The 20,747-nt window shown below is 55.5% G+C and carries 19 protein-coding genes and 1 pseudogene; 9 read left to right on the forward strand and 11 right to left on the reverse strand.

The annotated features are described in order from the left end of the window. The first annotated feature begins 513 nt into the window (after positions 1–513). The 6 genes from ACZ5BW_RS02780 (at position 514) to mgtE (ending at position 7,153) form a co-directional block, all read left to right on the forward strand. A complete protein-coding gene (locus ACZ5BW_RS02780) occupies positions 514–747 on the forward strand; it encodes a hypothetical protein (protein WP_464542302.1) in 234 nt (77 codons plus the stop codon). Positions 748–842: 95 nt separating this feature from the next. Continuing rightward, positions 843–2,696 carry a ribonuclease catalytic domain-containing protein gene (locus ACZ5BW_RS02785; protein WP_464542304.1) on the forward strand — a complete coding sequence of 618 codons (1,854 nt, stop codon included), beginning with the start codon at positions 843–845 and terminating at the stop codon, positions 2,694–2,696. A gap of 68 nt (positions 2,697–2,764) precedes the next feature. Further along, positions 2,765–3,775, forward strand: coding sequence for an energy transducer TonB (locus tag ACZ5BW_RS02790; RefSeq protein WP_464542306.1), 1,011 nt, complete (start codon positions 2,765–2,767; stop codon positions 3,773–3,775). A 118-nt stretch (positions 3,776–3,893) separates the two neighbouring features. After that, on the forward strand, positions 3,894–4,721 hold the full coding sequence (gene aroE / locus ACZ5BW_RS02795) for a shikimate dehydrogenase (RefSeq protein WP_464542308.1): 828 nt from the start codon (positions 3,894–3,896) through the stop codon (positions 4,719–4,721). An 86-nt stretch (positions 4,722–4,807) separates the two neighbouring features. Continuing rightward, the gene (gene mtgA, locus ACZ5BW_RS02800) at positions 4,808–5,500 is read left to right on the forward strand and encodes a monofunctional biosynthetic peptidoglycan transglycosylase (RefSeq protein WP_464542310.1); all 693 of its coding nucleotides are present in this window, start codon (positions 4,808–4,810) and stop codon (positions 5,498–5,500) included. A 216-nt stretch (positions 5,501–5,716) separates the two neighbouring features. After that, complete coding sequence (mgtE, locus tag ACZ5BW_RS02805; RefSeq protein WP_464542312.1) at positions 5,717–7,153, forward strand: magnesium transporter; 1,437 nt, start codon at positions 5,717–5,719, stop codon at positions 7,151–7,153. Between the two features lie 12 nt (positions 7,154–7,165). On the opposite strand, the gene lysA is transcribed toward mgtE, so the two are convergent. The 3 genes and pseudogenes from lysA to ACZ5BW_RS02820 all read right to left on the reverse strand — a co-directional run. Next, positions 7,166–8,422 carry a diaminopimelate decarboxylase gene (gene lysA / locus ACZ5BW_RS02810; RefSeq protein ID WP_464542314.1) on the reverse strand — a complete coding sequence of 419 codons (1,257 nt, stop codon included), beginning with the start codon at positions 8,420–8,422 and terminating at the stop codon, positions 7,166–7,168. After that, positions 8,419–8,553 (reverse strand): LPS translocon maturation chaperone LptM, encoded by a 135-nt coding sequence (gene lptM, locus ACZ5BW_RS02815; RefSeq protein ID WP_464542316.1) that lies wholly within the window; start codon positions 8,551–8,553, stop codon positions 8,419–8,421. The genes lysA and lptM overlap by 4 nt, the downstream gene beginning before the upstream one ends. Positions 8,554–8,642: 89 nt before the next feature. Further along, positions 8,643–8,883: pseudogene (locus tag ACZ5BW_RS02820) on the reverse strand (transposase); the annotation flags it as partial. 319 nt (positions 8,884–9,202) lie between these two features. Here ACZ5BW_RS02820 and ACZ5BW_RS02825 point away from each other — a divergent pair. From ACZ5BW_RS02825 to ACZ5BW_RS02835, 3 genes are all read left to right on the forward strand, one after another. Further along, complete coding sequence (locus tag ACZ5BW_RS02825) at positions 9,203–9,484, forward strand: DUF768 domain-containing protein (RefSeq protein WP_464542318.1); 282 nt, start codon at positions 9,203–9,205, stop codon at positions 9,482–9,484. A gap of 696 nt (positions 9,485–10,180) precedes the next feature. Continuing rightward, positions 10,181–10,441 carry a type II toxin-antitoxin system ParD family antitoxin gene (locus ACZ5BW_RS02830; RefSeq protein WP_464542320.1) on the forward strand — a complete coding sequence of 87 codons (261 nt, stop codon included), beginning with the start codon at positions 10,181–10,183 and terminating at the stop codon, positions 10,439–10,441. 27 nt (positions 10,442–10,468) lie between these two features. Next, entirely contained in the window at positions 10,469–10,741 is a 273-nt protein-coding gene (locus ACZ5BW_RS02835; RefSeq protein WP_464542322.1) for a type II toxin-antitoxin system RelE/ParE family toxin, read from the forward strand. Positions 10,742–10,934: 193 nt separating this feature from the next. On the opposite strand, the gene ACZ5BW_RS02840 is transcribed toward ACZ5BW_RS02835, so the two are convergent. The 8 genes from ACZ5BW_RS02840 to ACZ5BW_RS02875 all read right to left on the reverse strand — a co-directional run bounded on the left by ACZ5BW_RS02840 (position 10,935) and on the right by ACZ5BW_RS02875 (position 20,548). Continuing rightward, entirely contained in the window at positions 10,935–11,690 is a 756-nt protein-coding gene (locus ACZ5BW_RS02840; RefSeq protein ID WP_464542324.1) for a M48 family metallopeptidase, read from the reverse strand. Next, on the reverse strand, positions 11,687–12,460 hold the full coding sequence (locus tag ACZ5BW_RS02845; protein WP_464542326.1) for a lysophospholipid acyltransferase family protein: 774 nt from the start codon (positions 12,458–12,460) through the stop codon (positions 11,687–11,689). The genes ACZ5BW_RS02840 and ACZ5BW_RS02845 overlap by 4 nt, the downstream gene beginning before the upstream one ends. Further along, positions 12,457–12,990 carry a D-glycero-beta-D-manno-heptose 1,7-bisphosphate 7-phosphatase gene (gene gmhB / locus ACZ5BW_RS02850; protein ID WP_464542328.1) on the reverse strand — a complete coding sequence of 178 codons (534 nt, stop codon included), beginning with the start codon at positions 12,988–12,990 and terminating at the stop codon, positions 12,457–12,459. The genes ACZ5BW_RS02845 and gmhB overlap by 4 nt, the downstream gene beginning before the upstream one ends. A gap of 15 nt (positions 12,991–13,005) precedes the next feature. Then, positions 13,006–15,216: a glycine--tRNA ligase subunit beta gene (gene glyS, locus ACZ5BW_RS02855; RefSeq protein WP_464543638.1), complete on the reverse strand. Its 2,211-nt coding sequence runs from the start codon at positions 15,214–15,216 to the stop codon at positions 13,006–13,008. 68 nt (positions 15,217–15,284) lie between these two features. Further along, positions 15,285–16,508: an RNA-guided endonuclease InsQ/TnpB family protein gene (locus ACZ5BW_RS02860; protein WP_464542330.1), complete on the reverse strand. Its 1,224-nt coding sequence runs from the start codon at positions 16,506–16,508 to the stop codon at positions 15,285–15,287. 97 nt (positions 16,509–16,605) lie between these two features. Beyond that, positions 16,606–17,511 carry a glycine--tRNA ligase subunit alpha gene (glyQ, locus tag ACZ5BW_RS02865; RefSeq protein ID WP_464542332.1) on the reverse strand — a complete coding sequence of 302 codons (906 nt, stop codon included), beginning with the start codon at positions 17,509–17,511 and terminating at the stop codon, positions 16,606–16,608. Positions 17,512–17,607: 96 nt separating this feature from the next. Further along, positions 17,608–19,101, reverse strand: coding sequence for an apolipoprotein N-acyltransferase (gene lnt, locus ACZ5BW_RS02870; RefSeq protein ID WP_464543639.1), 1,494 nt, complete (start codon positions 19,099–19,101; stop codon positions 17,608–17,610). Between the two features lie 256 nt (positions 19,102–19,357). After that, complete coding sequence (locus ACZ5BW_RS02875) at positions 19,358–20,548, reverse strand: ATP-binding protein (RefSeq protein WP_464542334.1); 1,191 nt, start codon at positions 20,546–20,548, stop codon at positions 19,358–19,360. Positions 20,549–20,747: the final 199 nt, after the last annotated feature.

Here is a 20,747-nt window from a genome sequence, read left to right on the forward strand (position 1 = left end):
GCCAGCCTAGCCTGTTTGCCTCCGTCCAGGTGTCGGGGAATAATAATGATGGCGCAGCTCTGGCTGATTTCTGTGCTGACTTTATCCAACGATACTCGGAGCGCTTAAAGAACATGCGGGAGTCTTTAATCCTTTAAAACCAATGGCAGCAACCTTTTAGAGCTTTAGCTGCTATTGATCCGGCCAGAGAATACTATGAATCTCGTCATTCCGGCCCTGACTCGGAATCCAGCAAACCGGAATCCAACCCAAACCAATAATGGCATGCTTTGAACGTCATACCGGCTTCCGCCGGTATGACGTTTGTACTGTTTGCTCACCGAATTAATAATTTATTCCGGACAGCAGTGCGCTTTCGTGAGTATCACACGGTCTTTATGAGGTGGAGCAGGGATCTTCGGGTGGGTTGCATCGATCTTGTCCTCATTCATTTGCGCCCTATGGCAAACGGCAAACATATCCTGAGGACCCTCGTTCCTTGTATGCTTCGGCAAGCATGTCCTGAGCCTGTCGATGAGTTTAGGGCGAACGAAGGTTCGCTGCGTGATCCTGTCGAAAAAAACCGACAGGATAGAAAACTTTTGTCCCCGGCGAGCATCTAAGATTTGGGTTTTTTGGGACTTCCTTCGGGTCGTCTCGATTGACGACAAAACCCTCGTCATCATTGATAGCCTCTTTACCGTCAGCCGTTTTGCTCAGGCGGAACAGCGCCTGCCCAACCTGCTGAAAATACGTTTCGGGCTATAATCTGGTGACCGATGTGCACTGATATGCACTGATATGCATTGAGATTTGGCCTTGCCAAGTCTCATGTCTTTTCCGCTGGCCCCAAGAATCATTTCATGAATGTTTTTTACGAAGAGGAAGGCACCTTCAAGGTAGGTGCGGTTCTTGCCGATAACACGACTTCGCTGCAGGTGGAGGCACCTCACGGCAAGCGCGCAAAAATAAAGGCAGCATCGGTGCTGCTGCGGTTTGACGCGTCCTCATTGACTGAATTCATGGATGTCGCGCAAAAAACGGCGGAAGACCTTGACCCGAATTTTCTCTGGGAATGCTGTGAGAGCGAGGCAGAATTTGCCAGCGATGCGCTTGCCGCAGATTATTTCGGCGATCGGGTGACGCCGGAAGAAGCTGCCGCGGTATTGATCCGACTGCACAGCGCGCCGATGTATTTTTACAAGAAAGGGCGCGGCCGCTACAAGGCTGCACCGCCGAAAGCGCTGGAGGCGGCGCTTGCCAGCCAGGAGAAAAAGCGCCGCCAGGCGGAACAGCAGGCTCGTTACATGCAATCGCTGAGTGAGTTTACCCTCCCGGAAGAATTCAAGCCGTCACTGTTCAATCTGCTCTATCGACCGGACAAAAATTCGGTCGAGTGGAAAGCGCTGGATGCCATCTGTGCCGCAACGAAACTGAGTGTTTCCCAGTTGCTGCAAAAATGCGGCGCGATCCCTTCCACGCATGACTATCATCTCAACCGTTTCCTGCTGGAGCATTTCCCCGAGGGTACCGGCTTCGGTGAACTGGACGCAGATCAGTTGGTGGTCCTGCCCGATCTGCCGGTAGCGGATGTGGCCGCTTTCAGCATCGATGATGTCACCACCACTGAAATTGACGATGCCTTTTCCGTTACGCCGCTGACGCTGGGAAGTTTCCGTATCGGCATTCACATTGCCGTACCCACGCTCGGCATTGCGCCCGGTTCGCCCCTGGACAGAGTGGCGGAACAGCGTGCCTCAACCGTGTATATTCCGGGCAACAAGATCACCATGTTGCCGGAACCGGTAATACAGCAGTACACATTGAACGAAAAACAATTGCGTCCCGCTGTCTCGATGTATCTGGACGTGGCCGATGATTTCACGGTGACCGCCACCAGCACGCGCGTCGAGCAAGTAAAGGTTGCAGCCAACCTCCGGCACGATACATTGGAGGAGCAATTCAATGAATCTACCCTGGCTGGAGGAAACATCGATCATCCCTTCGGCAGGGAGCTGGCCGCACTATGGAATTTTGCCTGCAAGATGGAGGCACTCCGGGGCAAGACTCACGACAGCAATAACGAGCGTATCGATTACAGCTTTAATCTTCATGGCGACCATATCATGATTACCGAGCGCCGCCGGGGCTCGCCCATCGACAAGGTGGTGTCTGAGCTGATGATTTACGTGAATGCCGAATGGGGCCGGCTCCTTGCAGACAATGGAGTCGCTGGCATCTATCGCAGTCAGGGCAATGGCAAGGTCAGGATGAGCACGTCCCCGGCGCCCCATCAGGGCCTGGGTGTTTCCCAGTACGCCTGGATCAGTTCGCCCATGCGCCGCTACGTGGATTTCATCAATCAGCGTCAACTGGTTGCGTTGCTGCGCGGAGAAGAGCCTTCTTATACGAGAGAGAGCGAGAGCCTGCACATGTTCATGCGGAATTTCGAATCTACTTATGAGGTATACGGCGATTTTCAACGCTCGATGGAACGCTACTGGTGCCTGCGCTGGTTATTGCAGAAAAATGTTCTGACAACAGGCGCCCAGGTGCTGAAGGAAAACCTGGTGAAGCTCGATCGCCTGCCGCTTGTGGCGCGTGTTGCATCGTTGCCGGAACTGCCGCCGGAAACGGCTGTCGAGGTTGAAATCTCGAATATCGATCTGCTGGAACTCACCTTCAGTATAAAATTCCTGAGAAAACTGCAAGCTTGAGATTTATCCTGTAACATAGCAGGCCGTTACGGTTTACGGCCTTTCAGCTCCACTATTCTTCGGCAGATTTGAGCGCCAATCCGACAATAACCACCCTAAACGAGTTTAATCCGGGCGCGAGTTACAGCTCGCCGCTGAATGGCGTATCGCGCCTGAAAACCGCGATACTGGTTTCGGTTATTCTCCATGTCGTGGTTTTGTCCGGCGTCACTTTCAAGCTTCCCCTTTCGCAAATCCGTGCAGTGAGCGCGCCGCTGGAAGTGATGCTGGTGAATAGGGAGCCCGCTCCCTATTCCGACAAGGCGGACAAGACGGACAGGAAAGAAGCGTTGCCGCGCGTGGCGCGCGACAGTCCAGCTGTAAAAGGCAACGCCAACCGGCATCCAGCCCAACCCATTCCTCCCTTGCCGAAGCAGGAGGACGCAACAAATATTTCCCGGGAGACTATTGCCGGTTCCGCTCCCTCCGCTCCCGCTGTCCGGGAAGCCGAGCCGCATGAACCCCAGGTACAGCCATTGATGGCCACTGACACCGATAGTGGCAGTCATCAAAGCGTTGATGAGCCTGATCCCCTGGTTGCCCAACCTCAGCCTCAGCCTCAAGCCGGGCAGGACCAGAATGCTATCTTTGATACTGCGGACCTGGTTCAGCGCGGATTGGCACTCGCGCGCGTGGCAGCGCGTGGCGATGCGAGTTTTGAAACCTATCAGAAACCGCTGAAACGAAAGTTTATCGGCAGCCGCACCCGGGACTACCGTTTTGCCCGCTACGCGGAAGATTGGCGCCTTAAAGTGGAGCGGATCGGGAACCTGAACTATCCCGAGGCGGCAAGACGTGAACAGCTGTACGGCAGCCTGCAGCTTACCGTTGGCATCCGCTCCGATGGCAGCCTGGAATCGGTTGAAATAAACCGCTCTTCCGGAAAGAAAATTCTGGACCAGGCAGCTGTCCGTATCGTGAAGCTGGCGGGGCAAAATGGCTTTGCCCCTTTTCCTCCGGAGCTTAGCCGGGATACCGATATTCTGCATATTACCCGCTCCTGGGTATTCACCGGCGCCGATGAGCTGACAAGTGAGTAATCATGCGGGCGTACCGATTTGCCCGCAGGTATTGCTCACAATTGCGTGTCTCCCTGTTTCCCCCTCCCGGTCGGGCTCCAATCCATGCCTGATTCCATGACTTACGCCATGAATGACTATGAGTGACCTTTATGCCGTCATCGGCAATCCTGTCGCTCATAGCAAGTCGCCCCTGATACATGCCGGGTTTGCCCGTCAAAGCGGGCAGAATATTCGCTATGAAGCGATATTTGCGCCATTGGATGGATTCGTGGAAACGGTAATTGCCTTCAGGCAGCAGGGCGGCAAAGGGGCGAACGTAACCGTGCCATTCAAACTGGAAGCCCACGCGCTATCAGGCTGCCTCACGGAGCGGGCAAAGGCTGCCGGGGCAGTGAACACGCTTGTGTTCGAGGCGGAGGATATCCTGGGAGATAACACGGATGGCGCGGGGCTGGTGCGGGATATTACCGTCAATCTGGGCTATGCGCTCGATGACCGGCGGGTCTTGCTCATGGGTGCGGGCGGAGCAGCCCGCGGGATAATCAGGCCCTTGCTCGAGCATGAACCTGCCACGTTGGTGATCGCCAATCGCACCCGGGAAAAAGCAGGTGACTTGCAGCAGTTGTTTGCATCCTTGGGGAATGTTGTTTCCACAGCGTACGGGGATCTTCGCGGACAGGAATTCGACCTTGTCATCAATGCCACCTCCGCCAGTCTGCATGGCGCCCTGCCGCCTCTGCCAAAAGGTATTTTTGCTGGCGCTTCGCTGGCCTACGACATGATGTACGGCAAGGGGCTTACTCCTTTTCTGCAATTCGCGCAGCAGCAGGGGGCAGCGCGACTGGCCGATGGCATCGGCATGCTGGCGGAGCAGGCGGCAGAATCCTTCTTTCTCTGGCGCGGGATACGGCCGGAAACGGAACCAGTAATTGAAATGTTAAGGTCAGACTTCGTCAGTCCGTAGATTGGTAGGCGGATCAGCGATAGTGCCATCCGCCGGGAAGGGCGGCGCAACTGCGCAGCCTGGAAACAACAGTAGGAATAATAAGAATGTTTTTCAAGCGCTGGTTCTGGCGGACGTTTCTGTTTTTCATTGCCGCCGTATTTGCCTATCAATTCTGGATTTTCAGCCAGGTTGTCTACTGGAATTATTTCAATCCTTCTTCCAGCGCTTTCATGCAAACCCGGCTGGAAACACTGCGGAAAAAAAATACGGAGGCGACACTCCGTACCCGCTGGATTCCTTACGAACAGATTTCTCCACATCTCAAGCGCGCAATCATTGCAGCCGAGGACGCAAAGTTTCTGGAGCATGAAGGATTCGATTTCGACGCCATCCAGAAGGCGTACGAGAAAAACCTGAAAAAGGGCAGGCTGATCATGGGTGGCTCCACCATCAGCCAGCAGCTGGCAAAAAACCTGTTTCTTTCCGGTGAAAAAACTCCATGGCGTAAACTCCAGGAAGCGTTCATCACGCTGATGCTTGAAAAAGTGATGTCCAAACGCCGTATCCTGGAGATTTACCTGAATGTGATCGAATGGGGCAATGTGGTGTTTGGAGCCGAGGCTGCGGCTCGCCATTACTACGGCATTTCCGCTTCTTCTGTTTCAAGGGAGCAGGCGGCTCGGCTCGCTGCCATGGTTCCCAGCCCCCGGTTCTACGACGAAAATCGCAATACGGCCTGGCTGTCGAAGAAAACGCGCATGATTCTGCGCCGTATGGCGTCGGCTTCCATCCCCTGAGATAAAATAGCAGAGGTCGAGGTGCTCCCTGTGCTCTGCTTGTCAGGCAGAGGTGCGGGTTGTGGGGGAAGTTTCCATCCCGTTGGCTGTCGACTGCCGATTGCCGATTGCTTCTCCGTGCTTTTATGCCCGGGTTTGCGTCTTAACTCACCTTGTCATAATATTCGACGTTTTTTTCCCTACAATCAGGCAAAACCTGTTCCAGGAACCTCCCTAATGGCAAATAACCTCAGGGAAACAGAAAACCTGCAAGAACATTTGCAGCGGGTGGTCCAGCTACTGTACGAGCACAAGCTCGCGGAAGGGCTCCTGCCCCCCCAGCCTATGCCCGAGCAGGCGCTCGTGGATGGACTGCTGCACGGGCAAAGCCTGGCTGAGTTGCAAAAGTTCCTTGACGAGCTTCATCCCGCTGACGTCGCCCACATCCTCGAGGTGATGCCGCTCGAAGACCGCTTGTTGATCTGGGACCTGGTCAAGGCGGAGCGAGACGGCGAAATCCTGCTGGAGGTGTCGGACGCTGTCCGTGAAACCCTGATCGCCTCGATGGAACGCGGCGAGATGCGTGCTGCGGCAGAACAGCTCGATGCCGATGAAATCGCGGACATCGCGCCTGATCTTCCCCGCGACGTTCTCGAAGATGTGTTCCAGTCGCTTCCCATGGAAGAACGCGAGAAGCTGCGGGCGGCCATGTCCTATCCGGAAGACGCGGTGGGCGCGCTCATGGATTTCGATGTGGTCACCATTCGTGAGGATGTAACGCTGGAAGTGGTGCTTCGCTACCTGCGCCGCCTGAACGAGCTGCCGGACCAGACCGATCTGTTGTTCGTGGTGGACCGGAACGAGTATTTCAAGGGCGTGCTACCCTTGAACCGCCTGCTGGTAAGCGACCCGGCGGCGCTGGTAAGCTCGGTCATGAGCAAGGAAACCATCGTGTTCTATCCTGACGAAAGGGCGCAACAGGCAGCGCAGGCGTTCGAGCGCTACGACCTCGTTACCGCCGCGGTGGTGAATGCGGAAGGAAAACTAGTGGGGCGCGTCACGATCGATGCCGTGATGGACTTTATCCGGGAAGAATCAGCCAGCGAAGCCCTGAGCGTAGGCGGCTTGAGTCAGGAAGAAGACCTGTTCGCGCCCATCTGGAAGAGTCTCAAGAACCGCTGGACTTGGCTTGCCATCAACCTCGTTACCGCGTTCGTCGCCTCGCGGGTGATCGGCCTGTTTGAAGATTCGATCGAAAAACTCGTTGCCCTGGCCGCGCTCATGCCGATCATTGCCGGAATAGGGGGAAACTCCGGCAATCAGACCATTACCATGATCGTGCGGGCGCTCGCTCTGGGGCAATTGAATGGCGGGAACGCGCGCACGCTGATCACCAAGGAAATCGGCGTGAGCGCCGTAAACGGCGTGGTGTGGGGGGCGGTGGTCGGCGGGTTTGCTTACATCATTTACCGCAGTTTTTCGCTCAGCCTGGTGATGATGATGGCAATGATGCTCAACCTGTTGCTGGCTGCGCTCATGGGCGTGCTCATACCGCTGACCCTGCACAGCCTGGGGCGCGACCCTGCCGCGGGCTCCAGCGTGATGATCACCGCCGTGACCGATAGCGGAGGTTTTTTTATCTTCCTCGGGCTTGCGACTCTTTTTCTGCTATGACTCGCATAATGGCTACGGGAGGATTGTCTCGCCCGCCATCAATTGCTCGATCGATTCCCGCTCGCGGATAAGGTGCACGCGATCACCGTCGATCATTACCTCGGCGGCGCGCGGACGCGTATTGTAGTTCGAGCTCATGCTCATGCCATAAGCGCCGGCCGACATCACAGCGAGCAGATCACCCTGAGCTAGCGCCAGGTGGCGGTCATGTCCGAGAAAATCACCGGTTTCACACACCGGGCCGACAACCTGATAGGTTTTTGCATCCATCTCGTTGCGCGCAACCACCGGAAGGATTTCATGGTAAGCCTTGTATAGCGCCGGGCGCATCAGGTCGTTCATGGCGGCATCGACAATGGCGAAATCGCGATGCGGTGTAGGCTTGAGATACTCGACGGTTGTAAGCAGCACGCCCGCATTGCCCACCAGAGACCTTCCTGGTTCGATCAGGATTTTCTGCCTGCGTTCGCCCACCACGCTGCACAACGCTTCGACATATTCCCGCGCCGAGGGGGGATTTTCCCCGGCATAACGTATCCCCAGGCCTCCACCCAGATCGAGGTGATCGATCTGCAAGCCTTGCGCCTCCAGCCGGTCGAGCAGTCCCAGCATCTTCTTGCAGGTTTCGATGAAAGGCGCCAGTTCCGTCAGTTGTGAGCCGATATGGCAATCGAGACCGACAACCCGTATGTTGCCGAGCTGTTGTGCAGAAGCATAAAGCGCCTCCGCCTCATCGAAAGGGATGCCGAACTTGTTTTCCTTGAGGCCGGTGGAAATATACGGATGCGTTTTCGCATCCACATCCGGGTTCACCCGCAGGCTCACCGGCGCAATCTTGTCCATTTCCCCGGCCACGCCGTTCAGCACATGCAGCTCCGCTTCCGATTCCACATTGAAGCACAATATTCCTGCCTCGAGCGCTACCTTCATTTCGGCGGGCTGCTTGCCCACACCCGAAAAAACGATTTTCTGTGGAGCACCCCCCGCCTTCAATACCCGCTGAAGCTCTCCCCCGGAGACGATGTCGAAGCCACTGCCCAGGCGGGCCAGCAGGTTGAGAATGGCAAGATTGGAATTAGCCTTGACGGCGTAACAGACCAGATAACCGCGTTCCCCAAAGGCATTATCGAATTCGCGGTAAGCTGTCGTCAGCGCAGCGTGCGAATAGACATAGCAGGGCGTGCCGAATTCAAGGGCGACGCGCTCCAGTTGCACCGACTCTCCCCATAGACGCCGGTTGCGGTAACTGAACGACGGGAAACCGCTCACTTCTTTTTCTCTGTATCCGGGGATTTTTGCGGCTGCGCTGGAGCCGGTTCCTGCGGAAGGTAGAGCGGCCCCTTGAGGCCGCAGGCATTCAGCAGCAGGGCGGTCAGGACAAGAGCAGTGAGGATGCGCATAGGATAATAGGTGATTATCAAAGGAAAATACTAACACAATCGAGCCCGCAACCTCTAGCTGAGCCTTAGGTTTTATTCGCAACGTGCTCCAGTTCCGCAAAGATGCGGTTGAACACGCCCAGTCGGCTCCAGCGCACGAAACGGTTATACAGTGTCTTGTGCGGTCCGTATTCCCGCGGGGCATCCTTCCATTGCAGACCATTGCGGATCACGTAAATGATCCCGCTGATCACTCGCAGATCGTCAACACGGGGAAACTCCATGGGACAAGGGAAAATAAGGCTTTATACGGTTGAACTGTGTTTCCGACAGGTAAAACAAATCCCTCATGGCAGCACCTCCGCCATAAGTGAATCACATTTGATCCTATTCGTGAATCATGAAATTAATGAGTCCTGAGCCTAAAAAAGAAAGGATCTCATAAAGTACCTGAAAAACTAAGAGCTTATTGAGGTTTACTTCAATCAGGCATGATTAACCTTCCTCCTCAAGCTAATATCCGTGTTTTCCCAGCAAGAACTCACTTAAGATAAAAATGAGGACGAGTTTACGTGGATTTTTACAGTTGATAACCTATTTTATCATGGGTAAAATGCTCGCATGAGGGGCGATTGGCGCCGAACTCAACGCAGAAGATGGGTGGGCAGTCATGAGCAATCGCTTCCTGTGGTGGGCCAAGACATGGATCGAGGAAAACATCCCTCCCGGCGCCAATTCCGACATAGAGAGTCATGAAGTAAAGGCAAAGCGGCTATCGGAGAAACTGTTCGCCGAGGCAGCTGCGGCCAACTTCACAAACTTCGAGACCGAGGAGGAGCGGGAGCGCGTTACGCCCCTGGTACTGGCCGCGGTCTCGGACAGCAGAGACTTTGACATCGATGTCTATCATCTCAAGTCGCAACTTGCGCGGGAGAATGAAGATGGCGACTGAGCCCCGCATGGTTGGTCTTCAGGGCGGCATTGCGTTGGTTGCTTGTCAGCTGCTCGTGACAATCCATAATCAAAAGAGGGCTGTCATTTGTTCTCAAGGATCTTCCTGGAGACAAGCCTGTAGTTTTTCGCATCCGTAAAGCATAGGCGCTAGTCAGCTGTATTCATAAATATAGATGAGTTCGAGAAATGGCCTAAGAAAACCCACTGATCATTTCCTTCCTTCTCGCTCAGCTCGCGATTGTCTAGGAAGCGAACTCAAGACTTGAGGTGAAGGATGAAACCGCCTCGCGGTAGTATCCATCCAGGATCGCATGAGCGCCAATATCAAACAAAATCTCAAATTTTTGCTCTTGCAGGATAGCAGTGGTTTCATGGCCACGAGAACATTTAATCTGTAGTAGTTGCGATCCCATCGGACAGTTCCCGATTTGACTGGTGCAGTTGTCAGATCAGATTCAATTGTTCAGTAAAGTGATTTTATCGTTCCAGTCCTCCTTTCCGTCAATTAATGTTTGCATGGGTGTTCGCCCGCAGCACCTCCGCCATAAGTCAATCACATTTGATTCTATTCGTGAATCATGAAATTAATGAGTCCTGAGCCTAGCGTGATAATACGTCGCGATAAAAAAGACGCCTTGTAGGAATTATCAAATATTGATAATATAAAATCTCACACTTTCAAAGGAGTGATGGGATGCCTTCCAGCTATGCCATAGGCGACCACTTTGAGCAGTTTATACGTCAACAGGTAGAGAGTGGACGTTATGCCAGTGCGAGTGAGGTTGTGCGGGAAGCGTTGCGCACTCTTGAAGGTCGGGAGCGCCTGCGCGAAATAGAGATTGAGGAATATCGAGCTAAAATTCGCGAAGGGATTGAGAGCCCAGGCAGGCTAGCCGAGGATGTTTTTGTGCGCCTTGAAGCAAAGTATCGCGCTATGCTTGATCCGCAGGCTTGATTCTCCATGCAGTGTATTTTCTCGGCCTTGGCCGAGGCTGACCTCGAGGAAATTGCTGACTACATTGCTCGTGATAATCCACCCCGGGCTTTGTCTTATATTAATGAAATCCGCGAGCATTGCCGCAAGATCCTGATGTTTCCCAAGGCCTCCTCTCTGCGTGAAGACTTGGGAGAGGGCATCCGAGCCGCTCCCTTTGGCCGTTACCTGATTTTCTATACAGAAGATTCGGATAAGGTGCGGATAGAACGCATCCTGTCTGGCTTCCGACTTTTATCGAGTGACTATTTTGGAAACTGAAAGGCTGAAGGACCGTAACAGCTATTACTGTTGAGTAGTGTTGCGTTCAACAATAGATAAGCGTTCAATGCGTCAGTTGCTTCCCTTTTTATGGGGAATAGATATGGATGTACTGCGGGGATGGGAAATATCGAATTCCTTCAGGATAACATCTACCGATAGCCCATCCTCAGGTTTAGCAAGATATCGTTATTTACCCAATCCCCTTCAACTTCTTCCTTGCCGTCGCATAACCTGGATACACGCTTCCCACCGTCTGCCAGAACGCCTTCGAATGATTCATTTCGATGAGGTGGGAGAGTTCATGCACGACGACGTAATCCACCAGATCGAGCGGCTTCTGGATCAGGCGCCAGTTGAGGCGGATGATGCCGCGTGAGTTGCAACTGCCCCAGAGCGTGCGTGCATTGGAGAGGCGCAATTGCGGCAGGGCCACGCCAAGTTTATTTGTGTAAAGGGTGATGCGCTCGGTAAAGCAGGTTAAAGCGTGTTGATGGTACCACTTCATTACGGCGTTTTCGATTTGCTCGGCAGCAACCCCGGAGGACAGGGATAGACCCAACTGCTCATCCTTGCTTCTGGCGTTCTCGCTTGCCTGCATCATCTGTACCGCTCCGGCAGCGGTAACCGTCACTTGCCACGGTTCCCCCAGCAGGGGGAAGATGGCGCCTTCTTCCCACGTGGGGCGGGCGGGCTTCCTGTTCTTCCATTCGTCGAGCTTGGTGACGATCCAGTCGGCTCTTTTTTGCAGAACGGATTCGACCCAGCTCAATGATTCTTTCATCGGGATGCGCACTGTCAAGCCCTCGCTGCTCACTCTCATGCCGATGGTCTTGCGCCTGCAACGCATGAGCGTGTAGGGGACTTCGCTGCCGTTCAGGTTTATATGGCGCAGTTCGTTTGCCGTGAGTTTGCTTGTCCTCATCCCTTGGAATGCAATCTTCTTCACGCCACGGGTTCCTCTTGCGTCTGGTCCGGATTGGGATTTTCGTCCGCGTGCAGGTTATCGATCCGCGCCACCTCTGCTTCTATCCAGGCTTCCACTTTTGCATTGAGTTCACCCGGTTCCATGCCGCTGGGGTCGATGGGTGCGCCGATACTGACGGTGATCGTGCCGGGGCGTTTGATAAAGGCGTTCTTGCCCCAGAAGCGGCCCGCATTGTGCGCCACCGGTATGACCGGGGCGCCAGTATGGGTGCCGAGCCAGGCGCCGCCAATGCCGTATTTGCCCCTTTTGCCGGGAGCGATGCGGGTGCCTTCCGGAAAGATGACGATGCAGAATCCGTGCCTGAGCCGGTCTTTTCCCTGCTCGACAATCTGCTTCAGCGCCGCTTTTCTGGAGCTGCGATCGATCGCGATGGGGTTGGTCATCGCCAGTCCCCAGCCGAAAAAAGGCACCAGCAACAGTTCTTTTTTGAGCACCCACACCTGCGGCGGAAAGATCTGCTGGAAGGCGATCGTTTCCCATGCAGACTGGTGCTTCGACAGAATGATGCTCGGCGTAGGGAGAATATTTTCCTTTCCTATGACGCGATAACGGATGCCGCAGATCGCGGTCAGCAGAAACAGCATCAGGTGCGCCCAGCCGGAGGTGATGCGATAGCGGTTGAGGCGCGAAAGCGGGAACGCGGCAAAGACGATCAGGAAGTAGAAAGGGGTGATGATGAGCTGCAGGAGCGCGTAGAGTATCGAGCGCAGCACGACCGGAATCCAGTTCATTGCGTTAAGGCATCAACCGCCGCCGAAAGATTGGCGAATATTTTCGTGTTCTCAGGCAGGCCATCCTCGGCTTCGGTCTTTTTTCCTTTGCCGGTCAGCACGAGGACGGGAAGCGCCCCGACGGCGGCTGCGCACTGCAAATCACGCAGGGAGTCGCCGATCGCGGGCACGCCTTTCAAGTCCAGCCCGAAGCGTTCGGAAATTTCCTTGAACATTCCGGTGGCAGGCTTGCGGCACCCGCAGTTGTCGGTATTGGCGTGGGGGCAGAAAAACATTGCATCGATGCGTCCCCCCACCTGGATGACGGCTTTGCACATCTTGTCGTTGATGGCATTGAATGACACCATATCCAGCAAACCCCTGCCAATGCCGGACTGGTTGGTGGCGACCACCACCCGGTAGCCCGCCTGCGTGAGGTGCGCGATTGCTTCCAGGCTGCCGGGAATCGGCTTCCATTCATCCGGCGTCTTGATAAAGGCGGCGCTGTCATAATTGATGACGCCGTCCCGGTCGAGAATGACAAGTTTCATGATCAGTTGCCGGTATCAGATCGCCAGCCGGGAAATATCTGCGATCCGGTTCATTGTCTTCTGCATTTGTGAAAGCAGAGCAAGCCGGTTGTGGCGCAACGCAGCATCCTCCGTATTCACCATTACCGTATCGAAAAACCGGTCTACCGGAACTTTCAGTGCGGCCAGCGCCTGCAGCGAAGCGGTATAGTCGCCGGCAGCAAAGGCTGCATCGGCTTCCGGCATTATACGGTTTAATGCCTGGTGCAGCGCCTGTTCGGCAGGCACCTGTAACAGGGCGATGTCGATTTCCCCGCCAGTATCGACTTTCGCTTTTCTGAGAATGTTGCCCACCCGCTTGTTGGTCGCCGCCAGGCTTTCGGCTTCCGGCAGGGCCGCGAAAGCGCGCACCGCGATCAGGCGTTTTTTGACATCGCTCAGCAACTGGGGCCGCAGGGCGAGTACCGCGTCGATCTGCTGCGGAGAAAAAGCTTGGCGGCCTTCGTTACCCGGTTCGCCAAAGTCCGTTGCCGGTTCCTCGATGCCCTCGATGGATTCGGCGCTGAAATAGTGCCTCAGCCGTTCGTAAATGAAATCACCTAAAGTTTCAATTGCGGTTTCAGCTGGAGTTTTCGCTGTAGTTCCAGTTGAGCCCTTGATCCTTTGTCCAAAAATATCCGCAGTATGCTCAAGCAGGGCGTTCAGTGCCAGCGGCGCTTCCTTTTCGATCAATATGCGGATGACGCCCAGCGCGTGACGGCGCAAGGCGAAGGGGTCTTTGTCTCCAGTAGGTATCTGGCCGATACCGAACAAGCCAACAAGCGTTTCGAGTTTGTCGGCGAGCGCAACGCACACACCAACCATGTTGCGCGGCAATTCGTCGCCGGCAAAACGCGGTTTGTAGTGGTCTTCGATCGCGTCGGCGACCTCCTCGGCCACGCCGTCATGCTTGGCATAATAGCGTCCCATGATGCCCTGCAATTCAGGAAATTCGCCGACCATGTCGGTGAGCAGGTCGGCTTTGGCAAGCATGGCTGCTTCGCCTGCTTTGGCCACAAGCTCATTGCCGCCGAGCTGCAAACCGATGGTTTGTGCAATGGCCCAGATCCTTTCCACCCGCTCCGCCTGCGTGCCCAGCTTGTTGTGGTATACCACCCTCTGCAGGCCTTCCACCCGCGAGGCCAGCGTCTTCCTGCGGTCCTGGTCGAAAAAGAATTTTGCGTCCGCAAGGCGCGAGCGCAGCACGCGCTCGTTGCCGGTAATCACTGAGCGCGCATCCACTGGACGGATATTGGATACGATCAGAAACCTGTGCGAGAGCCTGCCAGCGGCATCGAGCAGGGGGAAATACTTCTGGTTGGCCTGCATCGTCAGGATGAGGCACTCCTGTGGCACATCCAGGAATGCCGATTCAAATTCACCCATCAGCACGCTGGGGCGCTCGACCAGCGCGGTAACTTCATCCAGCAGGCCGTCATACCGGCTCAATCCGAGGCCTTCCTTGCCAGCCGCGGCCAGCAACTGGCGCTCGATCTCGGCGCGACGATGGGAGAAGCTCGCAATCACCGCGCCTTCTTCCCGCAGTTGTTGTTCGTAACTGTCGGCATCTTTCACGGTCAGCGGATTCGTCGTCGCTTCGAAACGGTGCCCCTGCGTTTGCCGTCCCGCTGCCAAGCCCAATAGGGATACGTCCACGATTTCTTCCCCATGCAGGGCAACGAGCGCATGTGCCGGGCGGACGAAATTGACGGTATTCCAGCCATCGGCCAGTTGATATGTCATCATTCTGGCAATGGGCAATTTCTGCAGCGTCTCGTCGAGCGCTGCCTGCAGGCCTTCCGCCAGTGTCGCACCTGTCACGACGCTGTCCAGAAATAAAGTTTCACTTTTTCCATCCTGGGCGCGCTTGAGCTGAGGGAGGAGAGGGAGAGGATCAGCATCGCCGCAAAGACTGCGCAGCTTCTTGAGGAGGGCAGGGGTGGGCTGGCCATTTGCATCCAGACCCACCGCTACCGGCATCAGCTTTTTCAGGGAGGATGTATCCGGCACCTGTGCTGCTACGCGTGTGAGATGTACGGCAAGGCGCCGCGGAGAAGCAAAAGGGGTAGCGGTCGAATCTTCCCGCGCCAGGCCCTGTCTTTTCAGGCTCGCAACTATTCCCTGCGCGAAACTGTCGCCCAGTTTCTTCAGCGACTTGGGGGGCAGTTCCTCTACCAGCAGTTCAACCAGAAGATTTCGGGTTGCCAAACCTTGTGTTGCTTGCGTTGCATCATTGACATCCTCCCCCACCTGAAGTCGGGGGATTCCTGCGGCGCTCAGACGTGGCATTGAGCCACCCCTGAGACGCTTCGGTGGGTTCCTGCTGCTGGCGACCTTGCTGCATCGCTCACTTCACAGGCTAACCGGGCGTGTCCCACCCTTAGAATGTTGATCGCGCCGACCATATCGGCGTTTTCCTCGAAATCGCATTCCACATACTCAAAATGCTCTTGGGTTTTACGGTTGTCTTTTGATACATAGCCGCAGCACGGGCAGGTACGGCTCGTGTTCTTTGGCGGCACGGCAATAAGATAGCCACCGTTCCACTTCAGCTTGTAGTCCAACTGGCGGCGAAACTCGAACCAGCCCTGATCGAGAATGGCTTTGTTCAGGCCAGACTTGGCCCGAACGTTTCTACCCGGATTCTCGATATTGCCTTTGGCAGACTTGCTCATATTGCGAACCTGCAAGTCCTCGATGCACACCATCGCGTGGTTTTGGCTGATAGCGGTCGTGGTCTTGTGCAGGTAGTCGCGACGGGCGTTGGCGATACGGGTATGGATGTACTGGATGCGGGCTTTCGCCCGTCTCCAGTTGCTGCTGAATTTCTGCTTGCGGCTCATTGCCTGCTGCGCCTTGCGCAATGCCGTTTCATGCCCCCTGAAACTGTTGAGCGGCACAAGGCAACTGCCGTCCGAGAGCGTGGCGAAGCGGATCACGCCCATATCGATGCCAATGACACTGCTGGATTTCAGTATGGGCTTTTCCACTTCACGTTCGGTCTGGATCGACACAAACCACTTGCCGCATGACAGGTTGAGGGTGACGTTCTTCACCAAGCCCAGAATGGAGCGAGAGTTACGGTAGCGCAGCCAGCCGAGCCTGGGCAGGAAGATGCGGCTGTTGCCTTGATCGAGCTTGATCTGCTTCGGATCGGGATAACGAAAGCTCTCCCTTTGGCCTTTCTTCTTGAAGCGCGGGAAGTCCGCGCGCTGGGCAAAGAAATTGGTGTAAGCCCGCTCCAGGTCTTTGAGCGACTGTTGCAGCGGATGAACGAGCGCATCCTTCAGCCACCGCATCTCCGAGCCATTGCGCCACTCGGTGAGCAGCTTGCACAGCCCGGCGTAGCCCAACTTCTTCTCCCCCTGCTCATAACGCTCTTTTTGCAACGCCAGCGCCTTGTTGAACACAAAGCGGCATGACCCCGCGAAGCGGCGCATCTGGCGCTGCTGATCGCCGGTTGGCATCAATTCGTATTTGAAGGCCTGGAGACGTTTCAAGGCTTAATGGCTCTGCTTATAAATATGTTGTAGGACGGGTACATCGTCCGCGCTACCCTTCTCCGCCCTGAAGGACGAGGCTTGCCGTGCATCGAGGTCAAGCGGCTTTCTCCAGCAATTCCTGCGCCCATTCCACCGGCGCCAGCGGAAAGCCCAGACGCTTGCGGCTTTCGTAATAGGCGTGCGCCACGCTGCGTGCGAGCTCCCGGATACGCCCGATATAGGCGGCGCGCTCCGTGACCGAAATCGCGCCGCGCGCATCGAGAAGATTGAAAGTGTGCGCAGCTTTCAGCACCTGTTCATAGGCCGGCAGGGACAGTCCCTGTTCCACCAGATGCCGGGCTTGTGCCTCATGGCTTGCAAAGGCTTTGAACAGGAAATCCAGGTCGCTGTGCCCGAAATTGTAGGAGGATTGCTCGACCTCGTTCTGATGGTAGACATCGCGATAGGAAAGCCCCTCTGTCCAGGTGAGGTCGAAAACGTTGTCCACGCCTTGCAGGTACATTGCCAGCCGCTCCAGGCCATAAGTGATTTCACCCGTGATAGGCTTGCAGTTCATGCCGCCCACCTGCTGGAAATAGGTGAACTGCGTCACCTCCATGCCGTTCAGCCACACTTCCCAGCCCAGCCCCCACGCGCCGAGAGTGGGGTTTTCCCAGTCATCCTCGACGAAACGTATATCGTTTTGCCGGAGATCGAAACCGAGTTCTTCGAGCGAGCCGAGGTACAGTTCAAGGATGTTGGCAGGAGCGGGCTTCAGCACCGCCTGAAACTGGTAGTAGTGTTGCAACCTGTTGGGATTCTCGCCATAACGTCCGTCTTTTGGACGGCGGGTGGGCTGCACATACGCCGCTTTCCACGGCTCGGGGCCGAGCGCGCGCAGGAATGTGGCGGTGTGGGATGTTCCCGCGCCCACTTCCATATCGTACGGCTGAAGCAGCGCGCAGCCCTGCCTGGCCCAGTAGTGTTGCAGGGCAAGAATGATTTCCTGAAATGTGCGCATGTAAGATTGAGCCGGACCGTAATTGACAAAAAGGCGTAAAAGTAAGATGCAGCAAGACGCAGCAAGAGACGGCGTAAAACTGTGTGAGACGCGATTTTACCGTTTTTTGCGGGTTTCGCGAAAAGCGGATAACACGGCAAGCCCCAGCACTATTCCGCAAAGCCCGAGAATGAGGCTGTTGCCGAACCGCACATAGGGCGTGCTACCGGCAAATCCCTGTGCTGTGCCATGCAGCGCGGTGGTGGTGAATATTTCCGCCTCCTGCAATACCCGGCCGCGCTCGTCGATGATTGCCGTGACCCCTGTATTGGTTGCCCGCACCATATAGCGTCCCGTTTCAAGGGCTCGCATCTGGGATATCTGCAAGTGCTGGCGGGGACCGATGGAGCGGCCGAACCAGGCATCGTTGCTGACGTTGGCGAGCAGGGTGGCTTGCGGCAGCTGCTGGATGATCTCTTCGCCGAACACGTCTTCATAGCAGATATTCACTGCGACCCGCTGCCCCGCGATATTCATGGGCTGCTGTCCGAGCGCGCCCCGTGAAAAATCGGATAACGGAATTTTCAGGACGTTGATGATCCACCCGAACACCGGCTTCAATGGGATGAATTCGCCAAACGGCACGAGGTGATACTTGCGGTAACTCTGTTCAGGGGAGGTGCCGAAGCTGAACATGGAATTATAGTATTCGCTGCGGCCGCCCGGTGCTTCCACCAGGCCAACCAGAATGTCGCCATTATTCCGCCTTGCATGGGCGGCTAGCTGTGCAAGATAGATGGGCGATACCTCATTCCGGTAGAGCGGGATCGAAATTTCGGGTGTGATGATCAGGCGGCTGCCGCTTTGCAGTACAAGCCGGGCATAGTTTTCCATGGAACCGATGAGCTGGTCCTCACGCCACTTCATATCCTGCGGAATGTTCCCCTGCAGCAGGCTTACGGTCACCGGTTCGCCTTCGGGTTCAGTCCAGTGAATCTGCTGGAGGCCTAAACCGGCAAGCCAGAGCGTCAGCAGGAGTAAAGAATAGAGGGGCTTGCGAAATTTCTTCTGAACGAGCAAACACAGCAGCGCGGCACTCAGCACCACCAGCAGGGAAACGCCGTATACACCGATAATGGGCGCGAAACCGGCCAGGGGACTGAGCGGCGCCTGGGAGTAACCCAGGGTCAGCCATGGAAAGCCGGTGAACAATACGCTGCGCAGCCAGTCGGACAAGGCCCACAGCGACCCGCCAGCCAGAGCCCATACGATAGGGGACGCGATATCCAGTTTTCTCAGTGTCCAGCCTGTCATTGCCGGAAACAGCGCGAGGTAGCCGCACAGAAAAATGAGCGCAAGCACGGCCACCGGCATCGGCATTGCGCCGAAATCATGCAGGGAAATATACAGCCAGGTGACACCCGCACTGAACATTCCCATGCCGAACGAGAAGCCGAGCAATCCGGCTGCGCGAGGTCGCGCGCTGTTGCGCCAGAAATGACACAACAGCGCGAGGGTCACAAGCGGGATCGGAAAAAGATAAAACGGCGCAAAACCGGGAACGGTAAGTGCGCCGAGCAGAAAACAGACCAGCAGTTCCGAACAGATTATTTTATTCAATGTGCTTCAATGATTCGTGCTTGCGCGATAGTGCGCCCACCTGTGCTACCTCTTCTTTGGAACCGAACGACAGAAAACCATCTTCAAATCAACCCGCCCGGGATCCCGATCTTCATAACCCGTTTGCTTGAGAAAGTGCGCCATACCGGCCTTATACGCAGAGGAGTGCTGATGATCAGCAACAGAGCGTATCGAGCTTCCATCTGCCCGGTGGAGCGGGTGCATATTCCGCAAAAAGACGCCAGGATCACGTACCTTGATCAGAAACCTCGTCTTCCAGTATGTGGCAGGGCAGCAATAACCGGAAGGTCGAACCGACCCCTACCACCGACTCTACTTCCAGTTTGCCTCCCAAAAGCCGTGTCGCTTCTGAAGCGATGGACAAGCCCAGACCGACGCCTGGTTTGCCGTAGGTATCGGCGCGCTGGAAAGCATCGAACAGGTGGGTCAGGTTTTCCGGCGCAATGCCCGGACCCTGATCGCTCACGCTGAGGATCCAGGCATTGTTTTCCCTGCTGGCGTTATGACGAGCTGTGACTTCTATCCGGCCATCCGAACTGTATTTTACCGCGTTTCCCAGCAGATTCTGCAATATAGGCACCAGCAGCGCTTCTTCACTGATCACTTTCGCGCCTTCCGGCACATCGATGCGTAACTCTATTCCCTTCAATTGCGCTTCCGGTGTGATCTGCCTGACTGATTCAGATACCAGTGAATTCAGATCCACCGCTTCCATCGCCGAGTGAAAGTACCCTTTTCGCAGTTGCTCGGATTGCAGCAAGCGATCCATTCCAGCAGTGGTCTTGAGTATGATGCTCCTGACCGATTCCAAGTCCGCGACGTCGCCGGCAAGCTCGGGAATTTTTGCGAGCTTTGTTGCAACCATCTGGATGTACAGCGTCATGTGACTGAGGTGATTGCGAAGATCATGAGAAAGAAAAGAGAGATACTTGGACTGGATTTCGGTTGCAGACTTGAGCTGTCGCTGCAGATTCTCGACGAATATGACCGTTCCGCTTTGCAGCGCCGCATCCACTGCCATGTTCAGGGCAACATTGCTTGTCTCGTCCAGTTCGCCATTCAATTCTTCGGAAATCTGTTCGATCATTACGCGTCGCAGAAGCTGGTATTCGACTACCAGTTCGCGCATGTTGTAATTTTCCTGAAAGCGCGACTCGCCATGCAGTTTGCTGCCTTCCACCAGCGCCTGGGTAGTGACGGGATGGCTGGAGGAAAACGCGTCGATCACCTCTTCCAGGATGAGAGGCACAGAGTCGCGGAGATTTCTTAGCGTGAGCGCGTCAGCCGCGGGGAGGGTGCAAGCGACAGACTTCTCCCACTCCCGCAGGATCGCGTCCTTGCGTGCGCGCAGGGCGGAGGCGAGGTGAGGAAACGCATGATAGGCCAGCAGGTCCAGGGTAGGGTCGGCTGTGGACATAAGTTCTGAAAAACCGATAGTTTGGAGAGCGCTATTTTACTGCCAAATGGGGAGATGAAGTCGGGGAGCGATATCTTTCAACCCCAGGTTGACCTGAGGCAGGACCCTTGTCTTTTAAAGGAGGCTTGCAGGTGGCCTTGATATGGGCCGCTGATTTTGTGCTAGACTCATATTCTGAAGCCATGACGTCGAGAGGGAA

This window comes from Nitrosospira sp. TNL300 (assembly GCF_055385915.1).